The sequence below is a fragment of the Microcoleus sp. D2_18a_D3 genome, assembly GCF_036702455.1.
Lineage (GTDB): Bacteria > Cyanobacteriota > Cyanobacteriia > Cyanobacteriales > Microcoleaceae > Microcoleus.
The window spans coordinates 1-13979 of the sequence record NZ_JAUBTK010000028.1 but is presented as its reverse complement, the minus strand read 5'-3'; the positions used below and the strand labels follow the sequence as shown (position 1 = coordinate 13979).

Annotated in this window: 14 protein-coding genes; 8 read left to right on the top strand and 6 right to left on the bottom strand. The window is 47.9% G+C overall.

Annotated elements, in window-relative coordinates; genetic code table 11:
- Positions 1-30: 30 nt before the first annotated feature.
- Positions 31-1464, bottom strand: a complete 1434-nt coding sequence (locus QUB06_RS15160) for a BCD family MFS transporter (protein WP_333435951.1) — start codon at positions 1462-1464, stop codon at positions 31-33.
- A gap of 150 nt (positions 1465-1614) precedes the next feature.
- Between QUB06_RS15160 and QUB06_RS15155 the strand changes: the two genes are divergently transcribed.
- Entirely contained in the window at positions 1615-2559 is a 945-nt protein-coding gene (locus QUB06_RS15155) for an aldo/keto reductase (protein ID WP_333435998.1), read from the top strand.
- Between the two features lie 65 nt (positions 2560-2624).
- Here the strand turns inward: QUB06_RS15155 and QUB06_RS15150 are convergent, their stop codons facing one another.
- Positions 2625-2786, bottom strand: a complete 162-nt coding sequence (locus QUB06_RS15150; protein WP_333435950.1) for a hypothetical protein — start codon at positions 2784-2786, stop codon at positions 2625-2627.
- A 53-nt stretch (positions 2787-2839) separates the two neighbouring features.
- Here QUB06_RS15150 and QUB06_RS15145 point away from each other — a divergent pair, with 53 nt between their 5' ends.
- Positions 2840-3355, top strand: a complete 516-nt coding sequence (locus tag QUB06_RS15145) for an isoprenylcysteine carboxylmethyltransferase family protein (protein WP_333145734.1) — start codon at positions 2840-2842, stop codon at positions 3353-3355.
- An 18-nt stretch (positions 3356-3373) separates the two neighbouring features.
- Here the strand turns inward: QUB06_RS15145 and QUB06_RS15140 are convergent, their stop codons facing one another.
- Positions 3374-3988, bottom strand: a complete 615-nt coding sequence (locus QUB06_RS15140) for a pentapeptide repeat-containing protein (RefSeq protein WP_333435949.1) — start codon at positions 3986-3988, stop codon at positions 3374-3376.
- A gap of 73 nt (positions 3989-4061) precedes the next feature.
- Here QUB06_RS15140 and QUB06_RS15135 point away from each other — a divergent pair, with 73 nt between their 5' ends.
- The 5 genes from QUB06_RS15135 to QUB06_RS15115 all read left to right on the top strand — a co-directional run bounded on the left by QUB06_RS15135 (position 4062) and on the right by QUB06_RS15115 (position 9394).
- Positions 4062-5495 (top strand): hypothetical protein, encoded by a 1434-nt coding sequence (locus QUB06_RS15135; protein WP_333435948.1) that lies wholly within the window; start codon positions 4062-4064, stop codon positions 5493-5495.
- Between the two features lie 403 nt (positions 5496-5898).
- Complete coding sequence (locus tag QUB06_RS15130) at positions 5899-7482, top strand: chloride channel protein (protein ID WP_333435947.1); 1584 nt, start codon at positions 5899-5901, stop codon at positions 7480-7482.
- 62 nt (positions 7483-7544) lie between these two features.
- The gene (locus tag QUB06_RS15125) at positions 7545-8420 is read left to right on the top strand and encodes an Rpn family recombination-promoting nuclease/putative transposase (protein WP_333435946.1); all 876 of its coding nucleotides are present in this window, start codon (positions 7545-7547) and stop codon (positions 8418-8420) included.
- Positions 8421-8593: 173 nt separating this feature from the next.
- The gene (locus QUB06_RS15120) at positions 8594-9031 is read left to right on the top strand and encodes a J domain-containing protein (protein WP_333435945.1); all 438 of its coding nucleotides are present in this window, start codon (positions 8594-8596) and stop codon (positions 9029-9031) included.
- Positions 9032-9121: 90 nt separating this feature from the next.
- Positions 9122-9394 carry a DUF3143 domain-containing protein gene (locus QUB06_RS15115; RefSeq protein WP_333435944.1) on the top strand — a complete coding sequence of 91 codons (273 nt, stop codon included), beginning with the start codon at positions 9122-9124 and terminating at the stop codon, positions 9392-9394.
- A gap of 112 nt (positions 9395-9506) precedes the next feature.
- Here QUB06_RS15115 and QUB06_RS15110 read toward each other — a convergent pair whose 3' ends face one another.
- From QUB06_RS15110 to lysA, 3 genes are all read right to left on the bottom strand, one after another.
- Positions 9507-10253, bottom strand: a complete 747-nt coding sequence (locus QUB06_RS15110; protein ID WP_333435943.1) for an isoprenyl transferase — start codon at positions 10251-10253, stop codon at positions 9507-9509.
- 20 nt (positions 10254-10273) lie between these two features.
- Entirely contained in the window at positions 10274-11167 is an 894-nt protein-coding gene (cdaA, locus tag QUB06_RS15105; RefSeq protein WP_333435942.1) for a diadenylate cyclase CdaA, read from the bottom strand.
- A gap of 230 nt (positions 11168-11397) precedes the next feature.
- A complete protein-coding gene (lysA, locus tag QUB06_RS15100) occupies positions 11398-12816 on the bottom strand; it encodes a diaminopimelate decarboxylase (RefSeq protein ID WP_333435941.1) in 1419 nt (472 codons plus the stop codon).
- A 185-nt stretch (positions 12817-13001) separates the two neighbouring features.
- On the opposite strand from lysA, the gene rimI reads away from it, so the two are divergent.
- Positions 13002-13724 carry a ribosomal protein S18-alanine N-acetyltransferase gene (gene rimI, locus QUB06_RS15095; RefSeq protein ID WP_333435940.1) on the top strand — a complete coding sequence of 241 codons (723 nt, stop codon included), beginning with the start codon at positions 13002-13004 and terminating at the stop codon, positions 13722-13724.
- Positions 13725-13979: the final 255 nt, after the last annotated feature.

Genomic DNA, 13979 nt, shown 5'->3' with positions numbered 1-13979 from the left:
GAATGAGGACTAAAGTTCTCACTACAAACCTTAGTCTAATTCATTTTCAAGAATAGTGGCGATCGCACTTTTAGCATTATCCTGAAACTCCCGAACATCCACCCTACCCAACAGCCAAACAGCCAGAATCATACCCGCCGCCGGCACCGCAAACACCAACCCATAAGCCAACATCGGCACCCCAAACAAACTTCTGCCCAAATCCAAAATAGCACCGCCACTAATCGTCGCCACACCCCGCGCCATCGCCTGCGACAAACCCCAAGCGCCAATAAAAGTCCCAGCAGTTTCCGCAGCAGTCAAATCCAACATCAAACTCAGCGCACCCGTCGTCGTAATTCCCGAAGCTAAACCAAACAACATTAAAGCCGACTTAAACACAATTGGATTTCCTGTAAATCCAGATAAAATAATTAAACCAAAACAAGCCGCCACCGACAAACAGCCCAACCTAATCGTATTTTGCTTGCCAATGCGCGGCACAATGAAAAAACCAGTTGTAGCCAAACCGATCAGAGTACCAGTACCATAAATAGCATTCAACCGCGTAGTTTCCGAAATCGGCATCTTAAAAATTTCCCCGCCGTAAGGTTCCAAAACCGCATCCTGCATAAACAAGCAAATTGTCATAATCAGCAGGAAAGTAAAAAACAAACCAGTTTGGCGGCTAGCAGTCAAAATTCGCAGCGCACTTCCCAGAGTAATTTTATCTTCTCGATTCACTGCGGACGATCGCACCCCGTACCGCGAATACTTTTTCTCAACCCCAAAAGTTGCAATCCCCACCAACAGCAAAACCAGCGCCGGCACCTTCACAAACAAACCATTAATCGAAGCCTGCAACACTTCCCGTGGCACATCCCCATCAATTTGCTTCAGCAAACCACTGCTAACAATCGCCCCGATAATAATACCAACCATCAGCATCGACCAAACAATACCCACCAACTTCGATCGATCCTCCTCATCCGAAACATCCACCAACAAAGCAGCAAAAGGAGTCGAACTCGAACAAATAGCAATACCGTAAAGCGCAAAAATCAAACCCAACAAACCCACCCAACCGTAAGTAGGAGTCGTCCACCCCACAGCCTCCAAACTGCCGCCCAAGCGCCACATTACCTGCACCGCCAAAAAAGCAGAAATCACAAACAAAACCCCGCCCATCCACACATAACCCGTGCGGTGATGGCCAAACAAAGGCCTAGCATCAGACATTTGCCCGAACCACACCCTAGCCGGGGCGACAAACTGGTGCATAGCCAGCGTACCAGCCACCACAGTAGCCGGAATCGCCAACTCTTTAATCATCACGCGATTGAGCACCCCCAGGGTCAAAATCGACATCATGCCCAATCCCATCTGAAACAAACCCAACCGGAACATAGTCACGAGGCTAACTCTCTTGATAGCAGGAGTCGCGGAATCTGTTAATCTTGAATCTGGCAAACGGTCGATCGACATAACTATTGAAATAAACAGAGCATTTGAATTTATAGTAACTGAGATATCGCAACCCGCCGCCTTTCCTCCCCCGGCTAGAAGCTCGATCGCGATTATTCGTATAAATTCATATAAAAATAAAGAGAATCAATAACTGTGGATTTACCAACCGTGACAACCATTACCCTAGGACAAAATGGCCCAGCCGTCATTCCCCTGTGCGTCGGAACTTGGGCTTGGGGCGACAAACTATTTTGGAACTACGGCAGCAACTACGGCGCCGCCGAAGTCGAAGCAGCATTCAAAACATCCCTAGACAGCGGAGTCAACTTCTTCGACACAGCCGAAGTCTACGGTAACGGCTTGTCAGAAGAATTGCTGGGGCAGTTTATCAAAAAAACCAGCCAACCCGTGCAAATAGCCACCAAATTCGGCCCCGTACCTTGGCGGATTACAGGAAAATCAGTTTCCGAAGCCTTGAGTGCCAGCTTAAAACGCTTGCAAGTAGAACAAATAGCCCTCTACCAAGTGCACTGGCCCTTCACTTTTTTACTCAGTCAAGAAACCCTGATGAACGCCTTAGCGGAGGAAGTAAAACAAGGCAGAATTCAAGCAGTAGGAGTCAGCAACTATTCAGTAGAACAGATGCGGCAAGCCCACAAAATACTAGCAGCAAGAGGCGTTCCCCTAGCAACAAATCAAGTCCGGTACTCCTTGCTGTCGCGGCAAGTAGAAAAACAAGGAATTGTGAGTGCAGCCCGCGAATTGGGCGTCACAATTTTAGCTTACAGCCCCTTAGCCCAAGGATTGCTTACCGACAAATATACAGCCCAAGAACCACCTACAGGAGCCCGCAAAATGGACTCCCGCTTCAGTAAAAGCGGCCTCGAAAAAATCGAATTAGTCATGTCCACCCTGCGGAAAATGGGCAGAAAGCGCGATCGCACGCCCGCCCAAGTTGCCCTAAACTGGTTGATATGCCAAAACGGAGTCATCCCCATTCCCGGCGCCAAAACCGCCAAACAAGCCCAAGAAAATGCAGGCGCTTTAGGCTGGAATTTGAGCCAAGATGAAGTCAATCAATTAGAATTAATGACACGTCCTTGGCGAGAATAAATTTGTTAATTGTTGACTGTTGACTGTTGACTGTTCGCTGTTCCCTGTTCGCCGTAGGTTGGGTTTTACTTCACTCTACCCAACCTACAGTTCACTTTCTTCTCCCCTTTTCCCTCTTCCCTCTTCCTTCTCCCCTCTCCCCTCTTCCTTCTTCCTTCTTCCTGACATCCGTTACATCCGTTACATCCGTTACATAATCCGTTGCCGAACTTCCCTCTTCCTGACATCCGTTACATCCGTTACATCCGTTACATAATCCGTTGCCGAACTTTGTCTTACTATGAAAATCTTAACTGACTGGGGCTTCACGCGCGAAGGCTGGCGCAATAACAGCCGCGGCGAATATTTAGTTTTGCTTCAAGGAGGATTGCTCACAGGATTTGTAATCTTACCAGTTTATCAACTGCCAGGATTAAAAATTCAATCAACCCACTTACTTTATATTATCTGGTTTATGGCCAGTATTCTAGGCTTAACCGGATTAATTTTCATCATCAAAGGATTGATAGACTTAGGAAAAAACCTCACACCTTTACCATATCCCAGAGAAGACGGAGAATTAGTCCAAACAGGCATTTACGGAATAGTGCGGCATCCATTATACAGCGGCTTAATTTTAGCAGCCCTCGGCTGGACACTTTTTCAAATGAGCATATCCCACTTAATAGCCAGCGCACTATTAATAATACTTTTCGAGATCAAAGCCAACCGAGAAGAAACCTGGTTAACCAAAAAATATCCAGACTATTCAGAGTACCGCCAAAAAGTCAAAAAACTAATTCCCGGAATCTATTAACAGGAATCAACCCGAAAATTATTCATGCTTTGTCCCGTCAGGCATAATGGCCCCCTTTAAATTCGCTCCTGCTAACTTGCTACTAACCAGCAAAGCATTCCTCAAATTAGCACCCTTTAAATTAGCCGCTTCCAGGTTGGCCATCCACAGATTCGCCCCCTCCAAATTCGCACCCTCCAAGTTAGCATTAACCAGAAAAGTTCCTTTCATGAAAGCACCTTTTAAATTGGCATTTTTCAAGTTACTAGCTCCCAAATAAGCATCCTCTAAAAACGCAGTTTCTAGATTGCTTCCCTCCAAATTTGCCCCTGCCAAATTGCTGCTTATCAGGTAAACCCCAGCCAAATTTGCCTGTTTCAAGTTAGCCTTTACCAAATGCGCGCTCCACAAATTGGCATCTTTCAGGTTGGCTTTTTCTAAATTGACGCCTTCCAGAAAAACTTCGCTCAAATTCGCCCCGGAAAGATTGCAACCTTGACATTCCCTCGCTGTCAGCAATTGCCGGACTTGATGCTTGACTGACGAACGGTTCGCTGCGAAAATTATTAAACCTGTAGTTGCTAAGGCAATAATACTAAAAGTTGCCAGCCCGATCGCACTTACAATCTTACTTTGCCCCGCACCTCTAAACATCTGCTTCCAGCCCCTAAAAATATTTCGATAATTGTTCGTATTTATAACCTAGTTCCTTCCTTCCCCTGCCCCTATGAAAAAACCATTTAAATTTAAATTCCTGACGATCGCACTTATTGTAAGCTTAGCAATAATCGGTGTCGGATGCGATCGCCTTTTCAAAAAACCCTTTCAACTTCCCGCCTCAGCCAAACAAGAACCCTGGCCAATTCAAACAGGCCTCCGATCAGCCATCGTCCGCGAAAATATACCAACAGTCAACCGCGTAGTTTTAGTACCCGACGAAGCCACATTCTTAGCAGCAATCCAAAAATGGAATCTCAAAGGAAACTGGCCTATTCTCATCGAAGACAAAAAATATGCGCCCATGTTTTTGCAGCGCTTTCAACCCGAAGAAATAGTCCGTTTGCCAAGCATCAAACAGCAACTGCCAAAAAATCAAAAACTCCAGCAATTAATGCTCAACAGCGCAGCAGCCGCCTGGAATGCCACCGATACTCCAACCTTAAAAGCAAAATGGACGCAACTCGGCTGGGAACCCCCAGGAGTAGTAATCACATCAGAAAACGACCCCGCACGATCAGCAGCAGTTGCCTTAGCAGCCGCTCACGGCCAACCTTTAGTATTGGTAGAAGGCAACTTCGGGAAACCCAACGATACCCTCAATAACACACAGTGGAAAACTCTGCAACTAGCAGTTACAAAAGCTGTCGAATCAACCGGATATTTTTACTCTCAACTCGCAGACGCGATCGACACAATAACCATTGTACGCCAACTAGCAGTCAAATATCAATCTCCTGAAAAACCCGACGAACAACTAGCCGTTACCGACGGTTTGGGAAGGCATCCCAACGGCGAACGCTGGGCGGCTGTTGGCTGGATTTACGGTTCCGAGGTGCGATCGATCTATCAAGCCATGTGTGCCATATTTCTCGATACCGAAACAGCCATGCTTTATGACAGTTACCCCAAGGAAGGAAATTGGGCAAAATATGAAATGGAAGAAGCAGCTAGCGGACTAAAAAGCATAGGTTTAAATGTCGAAGTAGTGCAGAAACCAGAATCGAGCCTGGAAAAGTGGCGGAGTTTAGCCTCAAAACCGTGGACATTTGACTTAATATTAATGAATTCCAAAGGCTATCCAAAATCATTCCAAGTCGGCAACGGCGACGCTTCAGTTGAAGACCTACCAAAACTTCAATTTCCCGCAGCAATCCACATGATCCACAGTTGGTCAGCAGCAGCGCCCGATGACACAAACACCGTTGCCGGAAGGTGGCTAGAGAATGGTGCTTACGCATATATTGGCAGCGTCAACGAACCTTTTTTATCGGCATTTATTCCACCTAAATTAATGGTCGATCGCCTAAAGCGAGGATCACCCTTTTTAATCGCAGCACGCCAGCTAGAATCCCCACCCTGGAAAGTCACCACCATCGGCGATCCGCTAATGTCGATCGCCAAACCCCGACCAAGAATCCCGCCCACTCAACAACCGATGTGATATTATGCACGATCGAGGGATTTGAGATTTGAGATTTGTGGTTTGGGATTAGTGGTTTTAAGGTAAAGCCTCAAATCGCCAATTCTTTAATTTGAAAGTTGTGTTTCACTGAGTTATATGAGATTGCAAGTTCACTCATGCGATCGACCTAAGCGCCAAAACTATAAATATAGTTAATTAGGATTATCGCGAGAGTGTATCTAAGTTTGAATGTAAGTGAGTATACAATCACGCCAAATCCGCCGCTCCTCAGAATCAGTCATTCCATCCCAGCGGCCAGCCCCAAAAATTTACCCTAAAATACGCCTTAATTAAGTTGTCAATTCCCCTAAAATCACTCAAAATGAAAATAAGAAATAAATTGTAATATTATATAACTTCTCACCGAAGAATTAACCGCTAAATGAGAGCCATCCCTCCTGTGGATCTGCCGCCACCCGGGCCAACCGCAGCAACTCCCCAAGCCTCCCGACTAAGCCCGCTATTCAACCGCCTGCACCCCAGCCCAGAAACCCTCCTGCTCATCCTCTCCCTAGTCATCGGGGGAGTTACGGGCGCAGGCGTCGTCACCTTTCACTACCTCATCCACTTCATCCACAGCGTGATGCTGGAAGACTTCATGGGGGCGATCGCCTCGAAAGGCTCTTGGACGCTAGCCTGCATTCCCACCCTCGGCGGAGTCATCATCGGGCTGATGCGCTGGCGGTTTCGGGACTTTGGCCCGAATATGTCTTCCTTAATTGCAGCCACCCGCGGCCTGCAAGAACTCTCCCCCCTCAAACCCATCACCAAAATGGTGGCAGCCTCAGTTTCCCTCGGCACCGGCGCATCCCTCGGCCCGGAAGCCCCCAGTGTCGAAATCGGCGCCAACTTCGGAATGCTGCTGGCTCAAGTCTTACAGCTCTCCCCAGAACGGCAGCGCTTGCTCCTGGGCGCCGGAGCTGCTGCAGGTTTATCCGCCGGGTTTAACTCTCCCATCGCCGGAGTCTTCTTTGCCTTAGAAGTCGTGCTCGGCAGCACCTTCGCCACTTCGTCAGTCAGCGTAGTCTTGCTCTCCGCCGTAGTTTCCGCGCTGATCGCTCAAATCTGCTTGGGAGCTCAGCCGGCTTTTTCTTTGCCAGTCTACGATGTCCGCAGCCCCCTTGAACTGCCTCTTTACATGGGATTGGGACTTCTGGCGAGCGGAGTCTCCCTAGCCTACACAGAAGCAATTCAATTAGCCGAGGCCTGTTTTCAAGGAAAAGTCCGAGGATTTGCTTGGCTCGGACGACTGCCCCGGCCGCTTCACCCGATCATCGGCGGGGCCGGAGTCGGCTTAGTCGCCCTGCAATTGCCTCAAATTTTGGGTGTTGGCTACGAAACAGTCCAAGCAATGCTCCAAGATGTTAAATTTTCCTTGCCTTTGCTGCTGCTGTTACTGTTTGTCAAACTGGCGATGACCGCAATCAGCCTCGGCAGCGGTTTAGTGGGCGGCATCTTCGCTCCGGCGATGTTTTTGGGAGCTTCCCTGGGTTCGGCTTACGGCCTCTTTTTGGAAATGCTGCCGGCAATGAGCGATCGAGTCGCAGGCCCTGCCGCCTACGCAATGGTGGGAATGGCAGCCGTCCTCGCCGGCAGCGCCCGAGCACCGCTGACAGCCATCCTGTTGATGTTTGAATTAACCCGCGATTACCGGATTGTCTTGCCTTTGATGGCTGCAGTCGGATTGAGCGTTTGGCTGGTGGAATGGGTCAACCGCCGATCGACAGCCCACAGCCTCAACCTTCAGCAAATGGGCGTAGACGTGGCTGTCAATACACCGATCACAGCCAGAGAACAGTTGCAAGATTGGGAAGATGTTCTGGGCGATCGCATCGTCACAGAACTGATTTCTTGCCAAATTCCCACCGACGGCGAACACAGGGACGATGAGCCTGTGCTGGCGATCGCCAATGCACATTTGCCGGAAAATGTCAAACCATTACCTGAAACAAAATCAGCAGTTTGACCCAGATCCAATCCCGTTGGTTGGTCACAAAACCAATAACCTCAAAGCTAAATCTGACAACTATGATATTTATTAACCCGAAAACCGATTATGCCTTCAAAAAAATCTTCGGTTCCTCAGAAAGCAAAGAGATTCTAATTAGCTTTCTCAACGCCTTGATTTATGAAGGCAATCCCACAATTCAAGACTTAGAAATCATCAACCCGAATCTACCACCCAAACTAGAAGGCTTAAAAGATACTTACCTCAATGTCACAGCCAAACTAGACGATGGCAGCTTAGTCATTATTGAAATTCTAGTTCTCAACGTTCAATATTCTGGCAATCGGGTGTTGTACAATGCAGCCAAAACGTACGCATTTCAATTGCAAAAAGGAGAAGGCTATCGAATGCTCAAGCCATTAATAGCTTTAACCATTACAGATTTTGAAATGTTTCGCAACAGCCATAACTTAATTTCGAGATTTGTGTATAAAGAAGTTAAAAGCAATTTAAACTATCCGGAAAATGACATGAATTTAGTGTTTGTAGAATTACCTAAATTCTCTAAAGAAGCAAGTCAACTAGAAACTTTGACAGATAAATGGATATATTTCATGAAATATGCCAGAATTCTCTCAGAAGTTCCCGAAACAATGGATAGCGTACCGGAAATCCACAAAGCATTCGATCTTGCCAATGAAGCCCGGTTAAGTCGGGAAGAAGTAGAAGCTTTGGAACGCATGGAACAGTTTATTCACGACCAACAGGGGGCAATTATTAAAGCTTTTGAAGAAGCAAGACAGGCAGGAATACAGGAAGCAAGAGAGGAAAGAAAACGAGAAGAAACGCTAGCGATCGCCCGACAATTACTTTCACAGCTAGATAATGCCACGATCGCCCAAGTTACGGGGCTTAGCGTTGAGGATGTCCAAAATTTGCGATCGACCAATTCATAGTTTAAAGTGGGCGATCGTACCTTGAGCCGATCGCCCACCCTCAACCCCTCGACATCGCAGACAGTGGCGCTACCCTCAAATCTGCTCTAAAATAATCAAAAACTATTCACAACAAGCCCAGAGGCGCTGAGGTGACTCTTAACGAGGGAACTGCACAAAACCACAGTCAGAAAATGCCAGGAACAGCCCCCTTGGGTTCTAGCTACTACGGCTTGTTAGGGCTGCATCCTTCAGCCTCAGCGATCGAAATTCGGCGATCGTACCGGGAACTGAGCAAACTCTACCATCCCGATACCACCGAGCTGCCCCCCGCAGTCGCCACCGCCAAATTTCAGCAGCTCAACAACGCCTACGCCACCCTCAGCAACCCAGAACGTCGCCTCGCCTACGACCTCAAAATAGGCTATTCTCGCCTGAACGTGATTGGGCCGCCCCCAGGCTTCGATACTCCGGTTTCGGGCTCCGGCAAAAAAACTTACAACTCCGCTTACCTAGACCCCACGGATCGACCTCTTTCCCCCGGAGAAATGTTCGCCCTCTTTATCATGGGAGCTACCTTAATCGGATGTTTGGTACTGGCGATCGCGATCGGCTTAATTCGCGGCAATTAAAGCCTCAAATCCCCAATCCCCAATCCTCAATCGGAAATCCCCAATCGGAAATCCCCAATCTAAAATCCAAAATCTAAAATCTAAAATCCCATGACTCTTCCTTCCGCTGACACTCCTTTGTACAACCATCCACTCCCGGAAATCGAGCAGTGGCTAAAAAGCCACGGCTGCCAGCAAGATCGGCGAGAACTCCACTGCTGGCAGATCGAGCAACTTACATGGAAAGCAGAACTCTCCCTCGATATCGACCAACTCACCGTCCGCTACATCGATGCTGGAGCCGACGGCCAAGACATTCAGCGAGCATTCAAATACTCGCTCTCACGTCAGGACATTGAAGCGGCCGTTTTCTCCGGCCCCTAATTTGATTTTAGATTGGCGATTTTAGATTTTAGATTGAGAAATACATTTCAGAATCTACCTAATTGGAAACTGAAAAATTAATCTAAAATCCAAAATCTAAAATCCAAAATATTTACACTTTGCCAAATCGGCGGTGGCGCTTCTGATAATCAGACAAAGCGCGGTGAAACTCCGATCGATCAAAATCCGGCCACAGCGTCTCAGTAATGTAAATTTCCGAATAAGCCATTTGCCATAGTAAAAAATTGCTCAACCGCATTTCCCCGCTCGTCCGGATCAGCAAATCCGGGTCACAAACATCAGCAGTATACAAATAGCGTTTAAATAAAACCTCATCAATCTCCTCCGGCTGCAACTTGCCCTCTTTCACCTGAGTGGCGATCGCCCGACAAGCTTGTACAATCTCCTGACGCCCCCCGTAATTCGTCGCCACCGTAAACAAAATCCCCTGATTGTGCTGAGTGGCCGTCACAGAACGCTCGATTTCCGCCTGCAAAGACTTCGGCAAAGCCTGCAAATTCCCCATAAATTGAATTTGCACGTCCTCGTCCACCATCTCCCGCAATTCTTGCCGCAACTTTCCCTCAAACAAACTCATTAAAAAATCCACCTCTCCGGCCGGCCGCCCCCAATTCTCCGTCGAAAAAGCATAGGCCGTTAAAGCTGGAATCCCCCAATCTTTGCAGCAGCGCAACAGTTCCTTCAGAGTGCTAGCTCCTCGGCGGTGTCCCGCAATCCGCGGCAACCCCCTCTTCTTAGCCCAGCGCCCGTTCCCGTCCATAATCACTGCTATGTGCTTAGGCAGTAGTTCTTGTTGCAGATCCTCCGGCAACTTTTCCAAGCAAATTCCTTGACTCATGGTTTCTCCCGATTACCCGACTAACGGCGCAGTATCCGTTTTAATAGCGTCACTCCCTTCAATCCTATCTGGCGTCCGAGATTGCCGATCGGAATTGGAGCCACAACTCTTTCTCCCTCGGACGGAAACAGCTTTGCTTCCAGCAATTCCTTAAGTTTGTTGCTAGTCAAAGGTCGATTTAAAAGTCCCATCTGCGCCAGAGAAATAGAACCCGTTTCCTCGGACACCACCACGCACACGCAAGCTTGCACCCGTTCCGTAATCCCCATCGCCGCCCGGTGGCGGGTTCCCAACTGCCGCGACGCGGTGCGATCGGACAAAGGCAAAATTACCCCCGCCGACACGATCCGCGAACCTCGAACCAAAACAGCTCCGTCGTGCAGCAAAGTTTGCGGCTGAAAGATCGTCTGCAACAATTCTTTAGAAACTTCAGCATTTAGCTTTAATCCCGGCACAGAAAAATCCCGATCGTCGATCGGAGAATCTGTTTCTATAATTAGTAAAGCGCCCGTGCGGTTTTGCGAAAGTTCTTTTACTGCTTCCACAATTTCATCTATTACGCTGTCCGGTTCGGGATTTGGTCGGCGATCGCGTCCAAACAATTGCCGAAATTCCCCCCGACCCAATTGTTCCAGAAATCGGCGAAACTCCGACTGCAATATTACCGCCATTGCCACAGCCGAACCAGTCACCAAGCTGTTGAGGGCAACGTGCAACAGCCTCAATCCAGCCCAGTTGCTCACCGCCGCCGCCAGCATCAAAATGATAAATCCCCGTACCATCCACAACGTTCTGCGCTCGCCAACAATGACGAGCACCAAATACGCAAGGGCAAAAACCAGTCCAATATCGATCCCTTGAATCAAGAAGGACTGAACGAGGGTAAAGTCAAAGCCAGATTGTTGATTGTTCATGGTTCATCGAACGCTACCGCCTGTGAACCGCGAACCGTGATGCACTCGAACCCATGAACCATGAACAGTTGTTATAAGGAATATGCTGAAAATCCCCGTGTTTTTAGACCGGGAAGTGTCAATCCAATCGTGTGACTGAACAAGGCAAAAGTTAAAAGTGAAAAGGCAATCATCACTAAGTAAACATGGATTGTCTTTCTTTTAACTTTTAACTTTTAACTTCTAAGTTTTTACTTTGGAGCTCCGAGTCGTTCAGGAAGGCGGTCAAGCCTCAGCAAATCCTGGTAAGTTTCCCGCTGTATAATCGTGTTAACTTCCCCATTTCTCACTAAAACCGCTGCCGGTCGGGGTACTCGGTTGTAGTTAGAAGCCATACTGTAATTGTATGCCCCTGTGGCCGTAACCGCGAGGACATCTCCGGCTTGACACTCGGGCAATTTGGCATCTTTAATCAGAACATCGCCTGACTCGCAGTGTTTCCCAGCAATTGTCACTGTTTCCGTTAAGGGAGCAGACATTTTACCTGCTGCGAGGACTCGATAAACTGATTGATAGGTAATAGGACGCGGATTGTCCGACATCCCTCCATCCACAGCTAAATAAGTCCGCATTTCCGGAATGACTTTTTTAGAGCCAACGGTATAAGCGGTGACGCAGGCTGTACCGACGAGCGATCGACCCGGTTCGCAAAGCAATTTTGGTAAGGGCAATTGCTGCCGCTCGCAAGCTGCTACCACTGCGGAGCAAATTGTACGAGCCCAATCTTCAATGCTGGGAGGATCGTCCGCTTCAGTATAGCGAATGCCTAACCCGCCGCCAATATTAATTTCTGTTGCTGGCAACCCATAACTCTGTGCTTTAGTCAAGGCCTGAACTATGACTTCGGCTAAATCGTCATGGGGTTGCAGTTCAAAAATCTGAGAGCCGATGTGAGCGTGTACTCCCACGCAAAATAACGACGGCTGTTGGCTGATGAAAGTAAATACTCGATCGAGCGAGTTGGGATCGAAGCCAAATTTACTGTCGATTTGACCCGTCTGAATGTACTCGTGGGTGTGACACTCAATTCCAGGAGTAAACCGCACCATAACTCGTGTCGGCCCACCTGTGAGGCTGCTGACACCGGATTCTCCCAACTCTGCTAGAGTCTCTAAATCCCGCCAATTGTCGGCTACGGTAATGCAGCCGTTTTCGACAGCTAGCTGTAGTTCCTCGCGGGACTTGTTGTTACCGTGGAAGTAGATTTTGTCGGGGTTGACGCCGGCTTGCAGTGCAGTGTGGATTTCTCCGGCGGATACGACATCTATGCCTAAACCTTCCGAAGCTGCGATCGCGCAAACTGCCAAACAACTCCAAGCTTTAGAAGCATAGAGCACTTGAGATTCGCCCGGATAGTAACGCCCGAAAGCATCCCGGTACTGGGTACAAGCCGCCCGCAGCGTTTCTTCGTCTAAAATATACAACGGCGAGCCAAATTGCTCCACCAAAGCTGTCACCTCGCAGCCTCCGATTTCCAACCGATCGCTGCTGTTAACACTGGCTGTCAGCGGTAACAGTTCTTGATTTGGCGATCGATTTTGCAGGGTCGGCTTCGACTCAGACAGATACTTAAGTCCCGATTCGACCCCGAAAGATTGAGTTGATACCATCGCGCAATAACTATCCTAGGTTATTAGTCAGCAGTCATTAATCAGCAGTCAGCAGTCGGCAGTCATTAATCAGCAGTCATTGGTCGTTGGCAGTAGACTAATGTCTGGAGACTTGTGAGTCATGACTCAAAACTAGCCACAAACAGCTAATCGCTACTGTGTTTTCCAGTGTACAATTTACAGCCGTGCGTTTTCTACAAATTAAACATCTCGCCACCGAAGACCTCAACAGTGCAGTCGAACTCGATCGGCTCTGTTTTGGCGGACTGTGGACGATCGAAGGCTATGGGCGCGAGTTAGGCAGTCCTAACAGCGATTTACTGGGTTTGTGGGCATCGGAAACCGAGGTCGGCGCCTCAGAAAGATTTGACAGCGAACTTGAGTCGATCGATCCCAACAGCATTCTCAACCCAAAACCGCTGAGTGTTGAGAGCTCCTCGCCAGCAACTCCCAACTCAAAACTTACCCCAACCCTGATCGGTTTGGGTTGCCTGTGGGCAATTTTAGAAGAAGCTCATATTACAATTTTGGCAATTCATCCTCGCTTTCAAGGTCAGGGTTTAGGACAAGCTCTGCTTTGGGATTTACTAAAAAAGGCTCACTATAGACAATTAGAACGGGCAACCTTAGAAGTGCGGGAATCTAATTTAGCCGCAGTGTCACTGTACAAAAAATTTGGTTTTAAAGAGGCAGGACGGCGGAAACGGTACTACGAAGACACCGGAGAAGATGCTCTGGTAATGTGGCGCAGCGGCATTGAAAAACCTGAGTTTCAGCAATATTTGGCGGTTGAGGAACAGGAAATTTGCGATCGGCTGGACAAAAAAAGCTGGCAGGGTAAATCAATAGTTTTGAATTTGGAATTGGGAATTTTGGGCAGCCTACTTTGGGGATTTCATTTATGCTAAGAGTTTAATTTATTCAAGCTGTATTTAAAAATACAGTTAATTAGCCTAAAGTCGGAATTTTATCTGTTCTCTAGAACGATAGCCAAACTTTTTAGTCTAATGAGTGTCTGACGATTAGGCATCTCCGAAAATTCAACTTTTGTCCCTATGCTACAATGATTTTAGACTACTTATAGCATTTCTCAGAAAGATGAGGTATGATGTTACTGACACTCATTCATGAGGGTCAAACAGAGAACACACGATCGAATGAAC

Bases quoted from the DNA above. Each gene is read 5' to 3' on its own strand.
- QUB06_RS15120 (WP_333435945.1), top strand. From the start codon at position 8,594: ATGCCAGGAACAGCCCCCTTGGGTTCTAGCTACTACGGCTTGTTAGGG.
- QUB06_RS15110 (WP_333435943.1), bottom strand. From the start codon at position 10,253: ATGAGTCAAGGAATTTGCTTGGAAAAGTTGCCGGAGGATCTGCAACAA.
- QUB06_RS15160 (WP_333435951.1), bottom strand. From the start codon at position 1,464: ATGTCGATCGACCGTTTGCCAGATTCAAGATTAACAGATTCCGCGACT.
- QUB06_RS15135 (WP_333435948.1), top strand. From the start codon at position 4,062: ATGAAAAAACCATTTAAATTTAAATTCCTGACGATCGCACTTATTGTA.
- QUB06_RS15150 (WP_333435950.1), bottom strand. From the start codon at position 2,786: ATGTCAGGAAGAGGGAAGTTCGGCAACGGATTATGTAACGGATGTAAC.
- lysA (WP_333435941.1), bottom strand. From the start codon at position 12,816: ATGGTATCAACTCAATCTTTCGGGGTCGAATCGGGACTTAAGTATCTG.
- cdaA (WP_333435942.1), bottom strand. From the start codon at position 11,167: ATGAACAATCAACAATCTGGCTTTGACTTTACCCTCGTTCAGTCCTTC.
- QUB06_RS15115 (WP_333435944.1), top strand. From the start codon at position 9,122: ATGACTCTTCCTTCCGCTGACACTCCTTTGTACAACCATCCACTCCCG.
- QUB06_RS15145 (WP_333145734.1), top strand. From the start codon at position 2,840: ATGAAAATCTTAACTGACTGGGGCTTCACGCGCGAAGGCTGGCGCAAT.
- QUB06_RS15140 (WP_333435949.1), bottom strand. From the start codon at position 3,988: ATGTTTAGAGGTGCGGGGCAAAGTAAGATTGTAAGTGCGATCGGGCTG.
- QUB06_RS15130 (WP_333435947.1), top strand. From the start codon at position 5,899: ATGAGAGCCATCCCTCCTGTGGATCTGCCGCCACCCGGGCCAACCGCA.
- QUB06_RS15125 (WP_333435946.1), top strand. From the start codon at position 7,545: ATGATATTTATTAACCCGAAAACCGATTATGCCTTCAAAAAAATCTTC.